This window comes from Fictibacillus fluitans, assembly GCF_030418125.1.
In the GTDB taxonomy this organism is placed as follows: Bacteria; Bacillota; Bacilli; order Bacillales; family Fictibacillaceae; genus Fictibacillus_C; species Fictibacillus_C fluitans.
In genome coordinates this window covers 83,021-101,290 of sequence record NZ_JAUHTR010000010.1, presented here as the reverse complement: position 1 = coordinate 101,290, position 18,270 = coordinate 83,021, and the positions used below count along the sequence as shown (strand labels likewise).

Genomic DNA, 18,270 nt, shown 5'->3' with positions numbered 1-18,270 from the left:
ACATACCACTTTTTCCCTTGTCTTAATCCTATGTTATCTGAACAGATGGGGCTGACCATTAGTACGATTCATCGTCTGCCATCCACCTTTTCAGTATGAATTATAGCGCTTTCATTCGGATTTCCAGATAACTGACTATAAACCGAATATTGATTTTTGCTTAATAAAAAAAACCAGTTTTCCTACTGAAAACTGGTACGTACACTTTTCTTTTGACCAAGGCCCCTACCTTTTATCGCACAGACCTATCCTATCGTATCATTGGGATAGAGATAGGAGTCATAAACCCAGCCGGTATAACCTTTATACGTAACATAAGCCCACTTTTGATAGTCTCCGAATCCCCACCGTACATTTGTTAGTTTTGTTCCTTTAGGGATTACAGCCAATATCTTCCCGCTCATTTTTGCATCTTCCCGCAAATTCAAATTGGCAGTCGTTTTGACTGTGCTTAATGTTATCTTCAAATAACTAGAGTTAACAAACGCATTTTCACCTTTGTCGTAATCAATCAAGGCCCATTTAGTATCCTCAATATACCCTTCGACTCCAACAACTTCTCCATTATGGAGCACACCGATTATATGTGAATGCGCATTTGGTTCGGCACGGACATTCAGCATCCAGGCCGTCACCTCGTGGTAAGCCACAGTATTCTGCAAGTCATCGGATGAGGCGGATACAGGGGCAGCCTCTGATAAAGGGAGCACACCTGTTACTGAGGTGAGCGTCAATCCCAAAGCAAGTGCCATATACTGCGCGTTCTTTGTTATTGATTTCATTACCAGACTCCTTCCGTTTACTTTTCTTAAACGATCAGTAAATCCAGAAACTCTTGATCAAAGGAAACCTGCACACCTCCTTGAAATCTCGTTCTCATATCGTACATCTCTATTCTAGAACACTATTTATCTAAATGATTGTAAAAATCGGACATATTTTTACTTTTCATTGTAATTCCTCCTGTTAGTCCATTAAAGAAGAAATGAATAAACGTTTCTTCACTAATTAGAGATTTAGTCTCGCCTTTTTCTACATACAGCCGGCTTAATTCCCTTTGGTACATGCCAAAATAAAACAGCAGCTCTTCTTCAGATAAATGAGGAGAAATGAATCCCTCTCTAATTCCTTGTTTGATAAGTTTTATCATGAAGGGAATCAAATGTGAATTCTGAAAGTCTTTCATTTTTTCTTGCATCCACTCGATCTCCGCTGACTGATTGATGCCCTCCATAATTACCTTTACAAACTTCATTTCCTCAGCCATGATATGACTTACCAGCTTTGGATAATTCCCCTCCATTTTCATCGCTTGTTCATACTTATTAAGCTTCTGATTCATCAACCTCTCAAGTGCTTCAAAAAGAAGCTGATCCTTGCTGCCGAAATAATTATAGATGGTCACTTGGGAAACACCAGCCATTTTGGCTATTTCTTTTATCGTTGCCTTTTTATAATTTTGGTTTTGTAATTTCTCAAATGCAACATCCAGAATGATCTTTTTTTTCTGTTCCGTACGACGGGTAAATCCATCCATTCACCATCACCTCCTTCTCATTATACTCCATTTTGAAATACAGAATCATGAAATTTCAAAATTATGTAGATTTTATTCAGGTGCAGCCTTATACTTAAAATATGAAATACAATATATTCAAATTTTAAAATTCGGAGGTTTATCAATGAATAAATTGTATGACCACCAGCTCCATTCGTTGTATCCCCGACTCGTCCTAATGGGTTTGGAAACCCTCATTCTTATCGCTGCATGCTGGCTGCTTTTGTATAATGGACCTGCCATAATGAACAGCTGGTTGAACTGGAACCTTCCCCATGGCGATGAACGCCGCAATGGTCTGATGTTATTCTTAATTGTTCTCACCTATATCCGAATGATCTTTACGATTTTTTATTTTTTAAAAAGGCCCCTCCCGTGGGAAGAAGCATTTACCGTACCTTTTGCCTTTGCCATCTATTATCTGCTCATTCCTCTACTGAGCCTTTTTACTAACAAGCCCTTAAATGCTTGGGATATATCCTTTGTTCTGATCTTTTTTCTGGGTTCGTTTATTAACACTTATTCCGAATGGCTGCGGGACCGCTGGAAAAAGAATCCTTCCAATCACGGAAAACTGTATACTGGCGGACTGTTCCGCTATTCCATGCATGTGAACTATTTTGGCGATTGCCTGTGGGTATTGGCGCTGGCTATGTTAACCTGGAACCTGTGGGCACTTTTCATTCCTGCTGCCCTGTTTATTTTATTTACTTTCTATAATATCCCCATGCTCGACCAGCACCTCGAAGAAAAATACGGTACCGCTTTTTTGCAATATCGAAAGAGCACAAGCAAACTTGTACCTTTTCTCTACTGATTTTTCTCTTGCTTGAATAATAAAAACCTCCCGGAACCGATTCGTCTCGGAATCTGGGAGGTTTTTAGAAGACTGCAGCCACATATTTGCAGTCAAATATAAGATTTCTTCCCTCTTCAAGGGATGCTGTGATACAGTTGGTCACCGAGTTATACGATATAAATGTCAGTCTCACCGGAATGGTTGAGCCCCGGAAGACAAAAAAGTGAGTATCCCCGGCTTGAACGTTTTGCAGGAAATCCTCTGCACAAAAAGGCAGGTAGGATGCGTCTTTCATGCTGTGCTCCCTTTCTGTATGAGTGTCTGTTTATTTTATGTACAAATACTTAAAATGGTATAGACATCTCACATACAAAAAAGAGGAATTCCTGTCCAGGAACCCCTTTCCGGCGAAAAAAGTCTTTATTTTGATGGAAGGAAAAATTGGGGTAAAGAGAATGCACAAAGTTTTAAAAAAAAACAAAAAACGAGTCTTTTAAACGAAGACTCGTTTTCCCTTCAATAACGCTTATCTTGCAAGCGTGTGTATAGTGCTTTGTGCCAAAGCAAATTCAAAATCTGCAATTAAATCTTCGGGGTCTTCCAAGCCTGCAGAGAATCGGAACAGAGTATTTGAAATTCCCCTCTTTCTTCTTTCCTCTTCAGGCATAGCGGCGTGTGACATTTTTGCCGGATACGATAAAATCGACTCCACCGCGCCAAGGCTCACCGCCAAAACCGGAATTTGAAGATTGGAAGTTAATGGCCGCACCAGCTGTTCGCTTTCCAGTTCAAATGAGAAGACCGCACCTGGCCCCTCTGCCTGGCTCCGCTGTACAAAGTAGCCTGGATGCTCCTTTAACCCCGGATAGTGGACCTTTTTGACCAGCGGGTGTCCGTTTAAATAGTCTGCTAGTTTCCCTGCTGCTTCTGCAGAGTGGCGGAGGCGTACGTATAACGTTTTCAGCCCTCTCATTAAAAGCCAGCAATCCTGGACACCTAGCACAGCACCAAACGAGTTCTGCAAAAAGTAAAGGCGCTCGGCCAATTCTTCATCTTTTACCACGGCCAGGCCGGCAACCACATCACTGTGGCCGGCAAGGAATTTGGTAGCACTATGAAGAACAATATCCGCCCCGATCGACAAAGGCTGCTGGAGAGCCGGTGTTAAAAAGGTATTATCCACAAAGGTTAACGCGCCAACCTCTTTTGCCAATTCGCTGACCGCCTGAATATCGGTCACTTTTAAAAGCGGGTTGGATGGCGTTTCAATGTAAAAGGCTTTTGTGTTGGGCTGGATTGCCTTTTCTACTGCGGAAAGGTCTGTCATGTCCACAAAGGTATGGGTGATTCCCAGTCTTGAAAGCACCTGCGTGACCATACGGAACGTACCGCCATACACATCCTCCGATATGATCATATGATCGCCTTGTGACAGAAGAAGAAATGAGGTGGAGATTGCTGCCATGCCCGAGGCAAACGCAAAGCCTCTGCATCCTCCTTCAAGATCTGCAATTTGCTGTTCGAGCGCTTCCCTTGTCGGATTGGCCGACCGTGCATAATCATATTTTCCAAATTGATCGATATCGTCCTGATGAAACGTGGAGGACAGATGCATAGGCACACTCACCGCGCCGGTCGCCGGGTCGGTTTTATGTTTATGATGCAGCAGCTTGGTTTGAAAGGTATGACACGATTGGTCACTCATAAATAACAGCCTCCTTCTGGACAATGTCCAGCGCTTGTTTTAGGTCGCTTATCAAATCATTTTCGTCTTCAATGCCCACCGATAAACGCAAAAGCCGGTTGCAGACTCCGCGTGCTGTACGAATTTCTTCAGGAATATCGGCGTGGGTCTGGGTTGCAGGATAGGTTACAAGACTTTCAACACCGCCCAGGCTTTCAGCAAAAGTAATCAGTTTCACAGACTTCAGAAAACGGGGAACCCATTCTTCTTTCTTCAGCCGGAAGGAGATCATCCCTCCTCTTCCTGGATAAAGGACGTCATCTACGCCTTCATGATCCTGAAGAAATTGAATCAGGGCCTTTGCGTTTTCTTCATGCTTCTTCATTCGGAGGGCCAGTGTTTTCATCCCGCGCATTAACAGCCAGGCATCAAACGGGCTTAATACCGCTCCCGAGGCATTATGATGGTAGGAAAGCTCCTGGCATAAGTCCTCACCTTTGGCAGCAATCAGACCTGCGAGGACATCATTATGACCGCCAAGATATTTGGTTGCACTGTGGATGACAATATCCGCCCCTAGCTCAATCGGCTTTTGAAGCAAAGGTGTGTAAAAGGTATTATCGACGATGACAAGCAGCCCGTGTTTCTTGGCCAGGCTGGCAACGGCTTCAATATCGCATACTTCCATGAGCGGGTTTGTCGGAGTCTCCAGAAAAATAGCTTTTGTATTCTCAGAGATGGCCTGTTCAATTTCGGCAACGTCTGCTGTGTCTACATATTTACTGGGTAATCCCCATTTTTTATATCCTTCCTCCAGAAGCCGGTAGGTACCACCGTACAAGTCACTGGAAACAATCCATTCATCACCTGATTGAAAGAGGGAGAGGATGGCTGCAATAGCCGCCATCCCCGAACTACAGGCAAACCCGGCGTCAGCTCCCTCCAGTTCGGCGATCGCTTTTTCAAGAACCTCCCGTGTGGGATTGCCTGTTCGAATATAATCGTATCCACTTGATTCTCCGATTCCGGTATGGCGGTATGCTGTAGAAAAATAGACGGGCGGATTAACCGTTCCCGTGCGGTCTTCACTTCGGTTTCCAATTTGAGCTAATTTTGTCTCTGGTTTATACATGACAGCCTCCTAAAGTCAAAAGAAAAAATAAAAAAAGCCTTCTTAAGAAGAAGACTTTTGAATAATCAAATTGTCGTTCTTCTTATCTCCCAAGTTCATTACAGAACTTGTTGGACTTAGCACCTTTTCAGCAGAAATCGCTGAAGGTTGCTGAGGTTTCATCGGGCCAATCCCTCTACCTCTCTTGATAAGAAAATCTAATCCGTATCAAATTGTAGTTCCTAGTGTACCGCAATTATCTGAATGTTTCAAGCTTTCTTTTTATATTTTTTTATTCCGTATTGCTATGCTTAGCCAAGACTTCCTCATGGCTCAATGTTCTCCGGGTGCTGCTTTTCAGGCACACCGCATCGCAAAAAACATGCAAACACTGATCAAAAAGGGAACTGAGCGGCTGTATGCTCTTGGCTTCCTTCTCTCCTCTGTTCTTAGTGGCTGCCGGAATGACAATACATGTATCAGCCACTTGCGCCAGATCAGAATCCTCATTTGCTGTAATGCATACTACATTGGAGCCTGCTGACTTTGACCGCTGTGCCTGATGGATCACGGACTGAGTGGACCCAGAACCGGATATGGCAATGAGGCAATCTCCCCCGGCAACCGCTGGTGTTACTGTCTCACCAACGACATACATATTATACCCAAGGTGCATCAGGCGCATGGCAAATGCTTTTGCCATAAACCCGGATCTTCCCTCGCCTGTGACAAAGATCCTCGTTGTTTTCTGGAGTTCTGTAAAAAAGCGCTCAACCTCTTTTTCTCCAATCTGTTCAATAACGCCTTGCATCTCTTTTACAATAACACTCAATTCATTCATACGTTTTCTCCTGTCTTGATCGTTTGCAAAGCTGTATAGATTTGTTTGGCCGCTTCCTGTATATTTTCAGCTTTTGTAATCGCTGATCCAACGATAATAATCTCCGGATCTTTATCGGCAGCCAACGGGAGGGAGGAAAAGGCAATTCCGCCGGCAAGAGCCAGCCGGTCTACGGGCAACCTTCCCTTATTCTGTTTCGTTTTACTGCCCGACTCCTGTTCATCCTTGCTCACATGTTCGCAGAAAACAGCAGACTGATAGGTTAGGAGCCTTTTCATTTGTTCTGGTGTGACATTCAGCAGGTCAATCATCACTTCTTTTCGTTTTTCCTCAGCGACCTGCAGGCATGTTTCAATCGTTACAAGTGGAGCTGCTCCCATGACGGTTGCCATATCGGCTCCCGCATCAAAGGCGATGGTAAATTCATAGGCAGCATTATCAAAGGTCTTCATATCTGCGAGCACCGGCTTTAATGGAAACTCTTTTTTAATTTCAGAAATGCTGTCAACGCCAAATTCCTTAATTAATGATGTGCCAACCTCGATTAAATCGATATAATGCTCTGCCTCTTTTACGGTTTCGATTGCCTCAGGAATGGTCATCCGGTCGAGTGCCAGCTGAATTTTCATTGAGAAGCAACCTTCATTCTCTTTTTCGTCTCATTTGCAGCTGGAGCCTTAACAGCCATTGTCAGCAAAACCGATACAAAGAGCGCAGATGCCATGAATATGAAGGAGGCAGACGGTCCGCCGGTGACACCATTTAAATACCCTACAATATAAGACCCTACAAAAGAACCGAGTGCTCCCATACTATTGATGAGGGCCATTGCTCCACCGGCCACATTTCGCGGAAGAATCTCGGGAATGATGGCAAAAAACGGTCCGTATGGGGCATACATGGCTCCGCCAGCTATAACAAGAAGCGAGTAGGACAGCCAGAAATTGCTGGAACCGATAAGATACGAAGCAAAAAAGGCAATGGAACCGATCAGCAGTGATGTCCATACAAATATTTTTCGGTTCAATGTTTTATCAGAGTAATGAGAAAGGACGAGCATGCCAATCACAGCTACAACATAGGGAACGGAAGAGAGCCACCCTGTTGAAACAATATCCATGTTGGACGCATTTTTAATGATGGACGGAAGCCACATAACAAAGCCATAAACCCCTATGCTCCATGCAAAATATTGAAGGCTCAGCAGAATAACGGCCTTGGATTTAAACGCTTCACGATAATTCTTAACGGGTTTTAATGCAGATTGTTCTTTATTGAATTCATTTTCAATATCTTTCTTTTCCTTATTTGAAAGCCATGAAGCATTTTTGGGACGGTCGTTGACCAGCTTCAGCCAGATAAATGCCCACAATACCGCCGGAATCCCTTCTAAAATAAACATCCATCTCCAGCTGAACGAGTTTAATAGGTAACCGGATAAAACTGACATCCATAATACGGTGGCCGGATTACCGAGGATTAAGAATGTATTGGCTCTTGAGCGTTCTTCTTTTAAAAACCAATGGCTCAAAAATACAAGCATGGCTGGCATAACAGCGCTTTCAACAACTCCTAAAAGGAACCGGATCGGATAAAGCCATCCCACATGGGTTGCCATGCCTGTAGCAGTCGCAAGGCCGCCCCATAGGATAAGGCTCCAAAAGATCAGCTTTTTGGCGCTATGCTTTTCTGCGTAATGAGCACCCGGAACCTGGAAGAAGAAGTATCCAAGAAAAAAGAGAGAAGCCAAAAAGGAAGAAACTCCAGTTGTAATATTCAGTTCCTCACCCATCCCTCCAGCTACACCGAATCCATAATTTGCACGGTCCAGATAAGCGAGACTGTACGTAATAAAAGCTAAAGGAATCAAACGGCGAAACCGTTTTTTTGAAGCTATCGAATCCATCATTGTTAAACGCTCCTTTTTACTATCATTTTTTTCAGTACGTTTATTGCACCTGCTCCTGACAGCTTCTCAACCGTTCACTACGCAGCCTTGATACATGCTGAGATACATTCAGAAAATCTACCGGATATTCGATTGCTATGGGAACATCTTCAGGAGTGTGACCAATCACCCAATCAATCTCGGCAGAAGGCTCAGGTGAAACCTGGACTGTCTTCCACCCTCCCATGCCATTGATCACGTGTTTGACATGAATGTATCGAATAAAAACTTCCAACTTTCTAAACATAGCAAGCGGATTCTCTCCCACATATTTTGGGTTGCCCACATCAAAGGTGAACCCTGCAGGAACTTCTTCATCTTGACAGTCCAGAAAAAAGGCTTCCAAATGTTTTGTTACTCCGCCATAAGCGGTCTGATCGTTTTCGACGGTAAACGTTATCGCTGGGAACTGTGACAAGAGATGTTTTAAAGAAAATAGTTCATGCTTCATGCCCTTATAGCGGCCAAGCGGGATTTTTAACAGCAAAGCCCCCATGGCTGTTGCCTCCTGAAGAAGACACGTAAGGTTATTGTTGTTCAGCTTTCCGTTTTCATCGAATAATGGCTCGGGTGAGGAAAAAACAACGTCCAGATTCAGTTCCTTTAATCTTTCTCCCGCATCCTCCAACGAAATCCCCGAAGGAAGCAATTCCCGGCGCACCTCCATTCCATCGGCATTTGCTACCGCTAAGCACACTGCTATCTCTTCAACTTCCTGCGAAATAGACCCAGTGTTCCCAAATGCATTTTGTGTACAATAAATGTGATTCATGTCTTCACTCCTTGAATGCGCTTACTTTTTAATGGTACCGGTACCATTTTTCTGTTTAAAAAAGGGTCTAGCGATAAGACCTCTTTTACATCAGCGGGGTGGAATTCCTTTTAATTAATTTACCTTTATACAAGAAAGACTCGGAGGTTGTCCTTTCTCCCCTGATTCGTTCCAGCACCATATTCATTGCGCTTACTCCAATTTCAAATGTGGGCTGCTCAATGCATGTGATTCCTCCAAAAACTACAGGCGCCCAATCCGGATTATCAAACGTGAGAAGTGACAGTTCATCTGGCACTGAAATGTTCATGGTATTAAGTTCATTTGCGATTTTCAGCATTAATAGTGCATTTACAGTAAAGATGGCTCTTGATTGTCCCTTGGCATCTTCAAGAAATGAAAGCAGCTTATTTCTAAACCGGCAGCTGTCTTCTGTAGAAACAATATAAATATCCTCAGAGCTTTCGTGATTATTCTTTTTCAAAACATCTTGAAAGAACTGATACCTCTCATGCCTAGTGCTGATTTCATGAAACGGTTCACTAAAAAACGCGATGCGCTGGTAATCCTGCTGCAAAAGAAATTCGAGAGAATCCTTTATTGCTGTCCGGTTATCCAGGCCCACAAAATCCATATCCAGTTCTGGAATATTTCGATCCAGAAGTACGACCGGAATGGAATCATCTTTCATTTCCAGTAAAGAAGAGTTATTTCCACCCGTCGTATGAATAATGAGCCCGTCGATCCGGTGAGATTGAAGCATATGAATAAAATTTTTCTCCTTCTCCGGATCATTATCGGAATTGCAGATCATAAGGCTGTAACCATTTTTCGATGAAATCTCTTCTGCACCTCTTAATATTGCTGTACTGTATGGATTGCGGATATCAGCTATAATGACGCCAATAAGATAGCTTTTTCTCCCCTTTAAACCTCTGGCAGCCGTACTGGGCCGGTAATCCAATTCCTGAATCGCCGACTCTATTTTCTTTTTTGTTTTTTCCGCCAGTTCTTCCAGCCGTCCGCCTAAATAACGTGAAACTGAGGTTTTTGAAACACCCGCCCGTTTCGCTACATCATAAATGGTTACCTTTTGGGCCACTTTTCCCACCTTACCTTCAATCAAATCTTCTCTTTGGAACCGGTTCCATTTTTAAAAAGTTTACCACATGACAGGTGGATGTCAACAAGCAAAAATAATTTTTTTCAATTTTCTTTTTATTTATGTCTTCCTTTAAAGAAATCGTTTACAATATAAGCAACGATAAACAAGGAGGCTGTTCAAATGAGAAAATTAAGACATGTCCATCGCCAGCGACCATATAAGGGTGATACACATTCTTAAGCAGTGAGTGAACAGTGTCTCCCCCTTGTATGTGTGTCTTTGAATCACTCATAAAGGGGTAAACCATGCGATTTCCAATTAAAAAGTTTCTATCCTATTACAAACCTTACCTGCGTTTGTTTCTTTCCGTTTTGTTTTGTGCGCTGATTACGTCTGCCATTGCACTCGTCTACCCGCTTCTTGTCCGGTATATTACGAAGGACATTCTGGCTGATGAGATCTCTTTGGACATCGAAAAAGTGTATTGGACAGGTGCCCTGATGCTTGTTCTAACTGGCCTGCAAAACATCGGCAATTATTTTGTGGATTTTAAAGGCCATGAGGTTGGCGCCCGGATGGAACGTGATTTGCGGAGCGAATTATTCGCACATATGCAAAAGCTTTCCTTCAGTTTTTTTGATCGCGAGAAAACCGGAAAGCTGATGTCACGGGTCACAAATGATTTGCTTTTGCTTTCTGAACTGTATCATCACGGACCGGAGGATTACATTAAATACCTGGTGCGCTTTGCTGGTGCCTTTGTTATTTTATTTCTAATCAATCCATCATTGACGCTTGCCGTATTTTGCTTTCTGCCGGTGCTCGGCTTTTTCTCCCTGATCTTCAATAAAGTACTGAACCGGGCCCTGACGAAGAACAAAGAAAGAATCAGCGATATTCATGCCCGTGTTGAGGATAGCCTTTCAGGGATACGCGTCGTTAAATCGTTTGCCAACGAAAACATTGAAATCCAAAAGTTCAATGTGGAAAACAACCGTTTTCTTGACAGCCGGAAAAACATTTACCGGGCAGAAGCGATATTTTTTAACGGTGTTGAAACGTTCATTCAACTGATCACTCTGACAGTAATCATCTATGGAAGCTCGAAGATTGTGCATCATACACTTGACCTTTCTGATTTGATCACCTTTCTTCTTTATGTCAATTTCATGGTTGAACCGATTCAGCGTATGACGCACATGAGCACCCAGCTTCAAGAAGGGCTTACCGGTTTCACACGTTTTATGGAAATTATGAATACAAAGCCCGCAATTGAAGATGTCAGCCACGCCTTATCTCTTCCAGCGTTGGAAGGAAAAATCGAATTCAAGCAGGTTGGCTTTCAGTATGAGCAGGATTTGGATCCTGTTATCACCGATCTGTCACTTACTATCCAGCCTGGAGAATATGTAGCACTGGTTGGTCCCTCAGGTGCCGGGAAAACGACCTTGTGCTCCCTCATCCCCCGTTTTTATGAGGTCACATCAGGTGAATTGCTAATTGACGGAATCGACGTCCGCCATTTTGAACAAAAGGAACTTCGAAAGCATATTGGAACGGTGCAGCAGGATGTTTACCTTTTTGACGGCACGGTCCGTGAAAACATCCGCTATGGATTTCCTGTGGCAAGTGATGCTCAAATTATAGAAGCAGCCCGGCAGGCCAATGCCCATGATTTTATCATGAGTCTGCCAAACGGCTACGATTCTGAAATCGGACAACGTGGAGTGAGGCTGTCCGGCGGGCAAAAGCAGCGGTTAAGCATCGCACGGGTATTTTTAAAAGACCCGGCGATTTTGATTCTTGATGAAGCAACCAGTTCCCTGGATAACGAAAGTGAAAGCATCGTAAAAGAATCTCTGGACCTGCTTGCCAGGGGAAGAACAACCATTGTTATTGCCCACCGCCTCTCGACGATCCGCAATGCAGAACGCATTATTGTCCTTAACAAAAAAGGCGTTTCGGAGCAGGGAACCCACCGGTCACTGCTCGCAAAAAACGGAGAGTACTCCCGCCTCTATTCCAGAGAGTTTTCCTCCAAGTCCGGTTGATATCAAAAAGCAGTTTCTCTCTAAAAAGAGAAACTGCTTTTTATTTGTCCTGGTTAATTTATGGTCAAATCTATGACAGGCGACACTTTAACTGCGCACACTTTAAATCCGGGCATCTTGCACACAGGGTCAAGCCCATCATAGGTTACGTTATTCACATTCTGCTCTCCACCCCAGTGAAAAGGAATGAACAGGGTGTCTTCCCGTATCGATTCATCATACGCTCCCCGTGCTTTCATTCTTCCTCTTTGTGAATCCACATAGACCATGGTCCCGTCTTTAATGCCGAATGCATGAGCAGTTTTCGGATGTATTTTAACAAAGCTTTCAATCTGACGGGCAGAAAGGGCTGGGCTCCTTCTGGTCTGCGCTCCGGAAAGATAGTGGCTCATGACCCTTCCTGTTGTCAAATGCAGAGGATACCGATCTGAGGTTTGCTCCATGGGCACATGATTGATAACAGGAAGCATCTTTGCCTTCCCGTTCGTCCGGGCGAAAGATCCATCGAACAGCCTGCCCTCACCCCGGTGTCCCATACTTGGGCAGGGCCAGTACATTCGTTCCTCCTTCAGGCGTGTATAGGTGATTCCAAAGTAATCGGCTTTTCCTCCCTTGCTCGCCAGTCTTAGTTCATTGAATATATCTTCTGCTTTGGAATAGGAAAAATAGGTTTCCTTCCCCAATGCCCTCGCCACATCGCAAAGGATCTCCCAGTCATGCTTCACCTTTCCCGGGCAGCTGCGGGCTGCTCTTCTCAACGTCACCCTGCCTTCGAGATTAGTCAATGTTCCTTCGTCTTCCAAATACGAAGAACTGGGCAGCAGCAAATCGGCAAGCTCCCCGGTTTCTGAAAGAAACATATCGACCACCACCAGGCATTTGAGCCGCCTTAGTGCATGTTCGGCAAGATTGGCATTTGGTGTGGAAATCAGAGGATTAGAGCCCATGATGAACAAAGCCGAAATCTCGCCATCTGCCATCTTTTCCATCATCTCATACGCAGAAACTCCCTTGCCTGGCAGCGCCTTTTCGGGAATGCCCCACACTCTGGCAATATAGTTCCTGTGTTCCGGGTTCTCAATACTTCGGTAGCCCGGAAGCTGGTCTGCTTTCTGGCCATGCTCCCTGCCGCCTTGTCCATTTCCCTGGCCTGTGACGGCACCATAGCCTGCACCCGGCTTACCAATATTCCCTGTAGCCAACACAAGATTAATAAAGTTTCTGACGGTTTCATGACCGTGTGTTTGCTGCTCGACCCCTCTGGCGGTAAATACCATGGCACGTGATACGGAACCGAATGCAACTCCCGCATACTCAATGATCTCACGGGGAAGACCTGTTAAATCAGCGATTTCTTCAAGGTTAACTTCGGAAAGGTGCTGCTGCACTTGTTCAAAACCTTCTGTACGCTCTTTTATAAACTGCTCGTCATGAAGATTGCGGTCAAGAATCACCTTTAACATCCCGTTAACCAGAGCGGCATCCATCCCCGGCTTTACTTTTAAATGCAGGTCAGCCAGTTTGGTAGTCAGCGTTTCTCTTGGATCAATAGCGATGATAAACGCACCGTTGTCCTTCGCTTTGCGAAAATAGGGAAGAAGTGTCGGCTGGCATTCGGCAATGTTTGTTCCTGCAAGTAAGATGCACTCTGCAAGTGGAATTTCTTCCATTTCATTTGTTAAACCGCGGTCCAGACCAAACGCTTCATTCATCGCAGAAGCAGCTGCTGACATACAATAGCGCCCATTATAATCGATATGCTTTGTCTGCAGCCCAACTCTGGCGAACTTTCCAAGAAGGTAGGCTTCTTCATTGGTTAAGGAGCCTCCTCCATACACCCCCACAGCATCCGGTCCGTACTGCTCTTGAATCGTGCGGAACTGCTTATTGATAAAGGACAATGCCTCTTCCCACGTAATCTCCACAAATTGTCCGTTTACCTTTTTCATCGGATGCAGAATCCGTTCCTTATGAAGTGCATGCTGATGCGCGTTTCTGCCTTTTATGCACAATCTACCCTCGGAAACCGTTTCCTTCAGCGGCAGAACTTTATATTTTTTCCGGTCTCCCGTACGCTGTTCAAGCAGCTGCATGGTGCATTGAACACTGCAGAAGGGACACTGTGTATCCATCACACTCTCTGTTTCTGTATCCTGCTGCTGATGGCGGAAATGCTCCAGAAAACTACTTGTCAAAGATACTCACCTTCCTCCCTCCCTGTCTTTCATTCTTATAAACAAAGGTAAACCTTCTCCTCCTGCACTTCCACTTTATACGTTTTCACACAGCCTGTATCCGGACCTTGCGCCTCTCCGCTTTCAGTGCATATTTTCCAGTCATGCATCGGGCAAAATACATACTCTCCACTAACCATTCCCTGTGCGAGTACGCCCCCTTTATGCGGACAGCGATTTTCCACGGCTTTAATCTTTCCGTTCGACAGCTTGAAGAGAGCAATATCATGCTCTCCCACTTTCAATGACATTCCCAGCTTTTCCGGTAATTTACTCAGCTTGGCGACTTCGATTCGGTTCATTATGTTTGTCCTCCTTTTGATCTATTAAACACTAAGGCTTTCAAACAACTTCTCTTTCGTTTCCTTATTTTTAATGATCTCTTTCCACGGCTCTTTCGTGTAGGAAAGAGCTTCTTCAATCCGTCCGGCCAATTGGGAACGGCTTTCTTCATCAAAAAGAACTTCCCTGACGTATTCAAGCCCCATCCGCTCAACCCATTTTGACGTACGCTCCAGGTAATGGGCGGTTTCTCTGTAAAATTGCAAAAAGGCGGCCGCCATTGTAATGACCTCTTCTTTCGTTTGGACGGTGCAGAGCAAATCTCCGGCTCTCAGGTGGGTACCTCCGTTTCCTCCGACATACAGCTCAAATCCGCCATCTACTCCCACGATTCCAAAATCCTTGATTCCCGACTCGGCACAGTTCCGAGGACATGCTGATACACTCATTTTCACCTTATGCGGGGTATTAAGCCGCTCGAATTTCTTCTCCAATTCAATGCCCAGGCTGGTGGAATCCTGTGTTCCAAAACGGCAGAATTGCTCCCCTACACACGTCTTCACTGTCCGCAGGGTTTTTCCATACGCATAACCGGAAGGCATATCCAGTTCTGCCCAGACGTTTGGCAGATCTTCCTTTTTAATGCCCAAAAGATCAATCCGCTGGCCTCCGGTCAATTTAATCATTGGTACATTGTAGGCTTCCGCGACATTGGCGATTTTTCGCAGGTCTTCTGCTGTGGTTACACCGCCGTACATTCTCGGTACGACAGAATAGGTTCCGTCTTTTTGAATATTCGCGTGCATCCGCTCATTTACAAATTTCGAAGCTGCTTCGTCTTCATGCTGTGGATTCATCATTCCCAAATAATAGTTAAGGGCAGGACGGCATTTGGAACAGCCTTCTTTTTCCTTCCAGTCCAAAACATGCATGACTTCTTTCACAAACTTCAGGTTCTTGCTTTTAATCTCTTCCAGCACTTCTTCCCGGCTAAGGCTGGTACAGCTGCAGATCGCTTCTTTTTGCTCAATATACTTGAAGTCATCTCCAAGCGTGTATTCCAGCAGCTCTGAAACTACCGGCTTGCACCCTCCGCAGGAACGGGAAGCATTGGTGCAATCCCTTACTTCGTCAAGTGTGGTCAGACCCTGATTCACGATGGCATCGCATATCGCACCTTTGGTTACCCCGTTGCATCCGCAGACAACTTCACTTTCAGTCATGGAGGCAACAACACTTTCTGCTGTTTCTTCCACAGGCGCTGCCATAACCGCTATTTTTGGAATGCCGGTAACATCCTGTTTTTCAAGTATCATTTTAAAAATCCTCGGACCATCCTGGATTTCCCCAAACATGACCGCACCAATTACACGGTTATCCTGAAAGACGATCTTTTTATATACACCCTCTACTTCATCGTAAATCTTTACCGATTTTGTATGTTCTTCATCCATAAAGTGACCTGCAGAAAACACATCTACGCCTGAAACCTTTAATTGTGTGGAAATAACAGAACCTTCATATTGGCTTGTTCCTGTTTCTGTAATATGTTCAGCCAATACTTTTCCTTGTGCATATAGCGGAGCGACAAGGCCGTACACCATTTCGCGGTGTTCCGCACATTCTCCCACTGCATAAATGTCTCCAACTTCAGTCTCCAGATAATCATTGACAAGAATCCCTCTGTTTACAGGAATTCCGCCGTCTTTGGCAAGCTGTACATTCGGCCGGATGCCAACAGCCATGACCACCAGATCGGCTTTTGCCATCGACCCATCACTGAACCTGACACCTTCTGCCCGCTTTTCACCTATTATTTCTGCTGTTTGTTTTTCCATCAAAAAGTTCATACCCTGCTGCTCCAGTTCCTTTTTCAAAAGGGCAGCAGCAGTGCCATCGAGCTGACGATCCATCAGCTGACTGCCAAGGTGAACCACATCCACTTGCATTCCAAGGTTGATCAGCCCCCTTGCTGCTTCTAACCCCAAAAGCCCTCCGCCGATAACCACCGCTTTTTTATAATTCTGTGCGGCATCGATCATCGTTTCACAGTCTTTTATATCACGGAACGCCGTAACTCCCTCTTTATCTGCACCCGGAACCGGGAGCATGAAGGGCTTCGATCCTGTTGCCAGTATCAAGCGGTCATATGCCACTTCTCTTCCAAGATTGGTATATATGCTCTTTTGTTCCGAATCAATGCTGATCACCGTTTCCCCTGTATATAATGTGATGTTATTCTTCTCATACCACGTTCGATCATTAAGAGTAATATCCTCAATGGAAGTGTCGCCTTGAAGAACAGTAGATAAAAGGATTCGATTATAGTTGGGATGCGGCTCACTTCCGAAAATGGTAATATCAAAAGCCTCAGTGTCTATTTTCAAGATTTCCTCAATGCAGCGAACTCCGGCCATGCCATTGCCTATAAGCACAAGCTTCTTTTTTTCCATGGTAGCCTCCTGTTAGTCAATATCCTATCTCTCTTTTTTAGAAAGTTATCACAACCACTGGAATAATTTCTCGTTTATTGTAAGAAAAGCTGACATGGTTTTTTCATGAAAAAAGTTTGTTATCTTTTCTTCCATTAACAAAGCAATGCCCAGACAACAATCGTAGACTTAAAAGAAAAATCAGGAATGGAGAGAGATGAATGAGACTAAAAGAGTTAAGAAGTCACGGACATGCCCCATCACTGCTGGGTTCTTTTTTGTATTTTGATGTAAGCTTTATGATCTGGGTGCTCCTTGGTGCTCTGGGTGTCTATATTACAAAGGATTTTGGACTTTCCCCTTCTCAAAAAGGACTGATTGTCGCCATCCCTATTCTCAGCGGCTCATTATTCAGGCTCTTGTTCGGTGTACTCACTGATCGGATCGGTCCAAGAAAGACGGCTGTTGGAGGAATGCTGGTGACCACTGTCCCTCTTTTATGGGGTTGGTTATCAGGAACGCATCTGGCAGAGCTTTATGGCATCGGATTTTTGCTTGGTGTGGCAGGCGCGAGCTTTTCGGCCGCTTTGCCAATGGCAAGCCGCTGGTATCCTCCACACCTTCAGGGAGTGGCGATGGGAATTGCCGGAGCCGGCAACAGCGGTACACTGCTTGCCACACTGTTTGGTCCAAGGCTCGCCGAACACTACGGTTGGAATGGAGTCATGGGAATTGCCCTGATCCCGCTGCTGTGCACGCTGGTGTTATACCTTTTCATTACGAAAGATGCTCCCTCGCAGCCTCCCGCTAAGCCGGTCAGAGATTATTTCAACGTGCTTAAGATAAAAGATACGTGGTATTTTTGCCTTCTTTATTGTGTAACCTTTGGAGGATTCGTGGGCCTGACCAGTTTTTTAAGTATTTTTTTCGTGGATCAATATCACTTGCCGAGCGTTTCAGCCGGCAATTTTGTTACATTATGTGTTGCCGCTGGCAGCATTGTCCGTCCGATTGGCGGCATGATCGCCGACCGTATCGGAGGCGTCCGGCTTTTGAGTTATTTACTGATTGGTGTGACATTGTGCATGCTTGGTGTCAGCCAGCTCCCTTCCCTTTCTGTGACAACTGTTTTGCTTTTTGCCGGAATGTCATGCCTTGGGAAGGGAAACGGTGCGGTTTTTCAGTTGGTTCCTCAGCGGTTTAAAAACGAGATCGGGGTAATTACAGGGATTGTAGGGGCTGCAGGAGGAGTCGGCGGTTTTTTCGTTCCGATTATTCTGGGCTCACTAAAGGAACTTTCAGGCACATATGCTTCGGGTTTTATCGTTTATTCCTTGATTGGTGGTTTTGCTTTCATTCTTTTAATGGTCGCACAAAACGCCTGGAAGAAAACATGGGCTCTACAGAAAAGCTCTATTAAACTGTAAAAAATCATGAAAGCCGCCCTCTTCTT

At 44.7% G+C, this 18,270-nt stretch carries 16 protein-coding genes and 1 riboswitch; of the genes, 3 read left to right on the top strand and 13 right to left on the bottom strand.

Annotation, left to right across the window (positions count from 1 at the left end; all coding sequences use genetic code 11):
* Positions 1-245 precede the first annotated feature (245 nt).
* Complete coding sequence (locus QYB97_RS17715; RefSeq protein WP_301167351.1) at positions 246-782, bottom strand: SH3 domain-containing protein; 537 nt, start codon at positions 780-782, stop codon at positions 246-248.
* Between the two features lie 122 nt (positions 783-904).
* Positions 905-1,537, bottom strand: a complete 633-nt coding sequence (locus QYB97_RS17710) for a TetR/AcrR family transcriptional regulator (protein WP_301167350.1) — start codon at positions 1,535-1,537, stop codon at positions 905-907.
* A 145-nt stretch (positions 1,538-1,682) separates the two neighbouring features.
* Here QYB97_RS17710 and QYB97_RS17705 point away from each other — a divergent pair, with 145 nt between their 5' ends.
* On the top strand, positions 1,683-2,375 hold the full coding sequence (locus QYB97_RS17705) for a DUF1295 domain-containing protein (RefSeq protein ID WP_301167349.1): 693 nt from the start codon (positions 1,683-1,685) through the stop codon (positions 2,373-2,375).
* Between the two features lie 64 nt (positions 2,376-2,439).
* Here QYB97_RS17705 and QYB97_RS17700 read toward each other — a convergent pair whose 3' ends face one another.
* From QYB97_RS17700 to QYB97_RS17665, 8 genes are all read right to left on the bottom strand, one after another.
* Positions 2,440-2,652 carry a hypothetical protein gene (locus QYB97_RS17700; protein ID WP_301167348.1) on the bottom strand — a complete coding sequence of 71 codons (213 nt, stop codon included), beginning with the start codon at positions 2,650-2,652 and terminating at the stop codon, positions 2,440-2,442.
* Between the two features lie 231 nt (positions 2,653-2,883).
* Positions 2,884-4,062, bottom strand: coding sequence for a cystathionine beta-lyase (metC, locus tag QYB97_RS17695; protein ID WP_301167347.1), 1,179 nt, complete (start codon positions 4,060-4,062; stop codon positions 2,884-2,886).
* Positions 4,055-5,173 (bottom strand): methionine biosynthesis PLP-dependent protein, encoded by a 1,119-nt coding sequence (locus tag QYB97_RS17690; RefSeq protein WP_301167346.1) that lies wholly within the window; start codon positions 5,171-5,173, stop codon positions 4,055-4,057. Before QYB97_RS17690 ends, metC begins: the two co-directional genes overlap by 8 nt.
* Before the next feature lie 79 nt (positions 5,174-5,252).
* Positions 5,253-5,367: riboswitch (SAM riboswitch) on the bottom strand.
* Positions 5,368-5,444: 77 nt separating this feature from the next.
* Positions 5,445-5,993, bottom strand: coding sequence for a 6-phospho-3-hexuloisomerase (gene hxlB, locus QYB97_RS17685; RefSeq protein ID WP_301167345.1), 549 nt, complete (start codon positions 5,991-5,993; stop codon positions 5,445-5,447).
* Positions 5,990-6,622, bottom strand: coding sequence for a 3-hexulose-6-phosphate synthase (gene hxlA, locus QYB97_RS17680; RefSeq protein WP_301167344.1), 633 nt, complete (start codon positions 6,620-6,622; stop codon positions 5,990-5,992). The genes hxlB and hxlA overlap by 4 nt, the downstream gene beginning before the upstream one ends.
* Positions 6,619-7,899, bottom strand: coding sequence for an MFS transporter (locus QYB97_RS17675; protein WP_301167401.1), 1,281 nt, complete (start codon positions 7,897-7,899; stop codon positions 6,619-6,621). Before QYB97_RS17675 ends, hxlA begins: the two co-directional genes overlap by 4 nt.
* Positions 7,900-7,942: 43 nt before the next feature.
* Positions 7,943-8,713, bottom strand: coding sequence for a hypothetical protein (locus tag QYB97_RS17670; protein ID WP_301167343.1), 771 nt, complete (start codon positions 8,711-8,713; stop codon positions 7,943-7,945).
* 85 nt (positions 8,714-8,798) lie between these two features.
* Positions 8,799-9,839 carry a LacI family DNA-binding transcriptional regulator gene (locus tag QYB97_RS17665; protein ID WP_301167342.1) on the bottom strand — a complete coding sequence of 347 codons (1,041 nt, stop codon included), beginning with the start codon at positions 9,837-9,839 and terminating at the stop codon, positions 8,799-8,801.
* A 284-nt stretch (positions 9,840-10,123) separates the two neighbouring features.
* On the opposite strand from QYB97_RS17665, the gene QYB97_RS17660 reads away from it, so the two are divergent.
* A complete protein-coding gene (locus QYB97_RS17660; protein WP_301167341.1) occupies positions 10,124-11,869 on the top strand; it encodes an ABC transporter ATP-binding protein in 1,746 nt (581 codons plus the stop codon).
* A gap of 53 nt (positions 11,870-11,922) precedes the next feature.
* Here the strand turns inward: QYB97_RS17660 and nasC are convergent, their stop codons facing one another.
* The 3 genes from nasC to nirB are packed head-to-tail and all read right to left on the bottom strand — an operon-like array spanning position 11,923 to position 16,838.
* Positions 11,923-14,064: an assimilatory nitrate reductase catalytic subunit NasC gene (nasC, locus tag QYB97_RS17655; protein ID WP_301167340.1), complete on the bottom strand. Its 2,142-nt coding sequence runs from the start codon at positions 14,062-14,064 to the stop codon at positions 11,923-11,925.
* A gap of 35 nt (positions 14,065-14,099) precedes the next feature.
* The gene (gene nirD / locus QYB97_RS17650; RefSeq protein ID WP_301167339.1) at positions 14,100-14,405 is read right to left on the bottom strand and encodes a nitrite reductase small subunit NirD; all 306 of its coding nucleotides are present in this window, start codon (positions 14,403-14,405) and stop codon (positions 14,100-14,102) included.
* Positions 14,406-14,429: 24 nt separating this feature from the next.
* The gene (gene nirB, locus QYB97_RS17645) at positions 14,430-16,838 is read right to left on the bottom strand and encodes a nitrite reductase large subunit NirB (RefSeq protein ID WP_301167338.1); all 2,409 of its coding nucleotides are present in this window, start codon (positions 16,836-16,838) and stop codon (positions 14,430-14,432) included.
* A 200-nt stretch (positions 16,839-17,038) separates the two neighbouring features.
* On the opposite strand from nirB, the gene QYB97_RS17640 reads away from it, so the two are divergent.
* Positions 17,039-18,244 (top strand): nitrate/nitrite transporter, encoded by a 1,206-nt coding sequence (locus QYB97_RS17640; RefSeq protein WP_301167337.1) that lies wholly within the window; start codon positions 17,039-17,041, stop codon positions 18,242-18,244.
* Positions 18,245-18,270 lie beyond the last annotated feature (26 nt).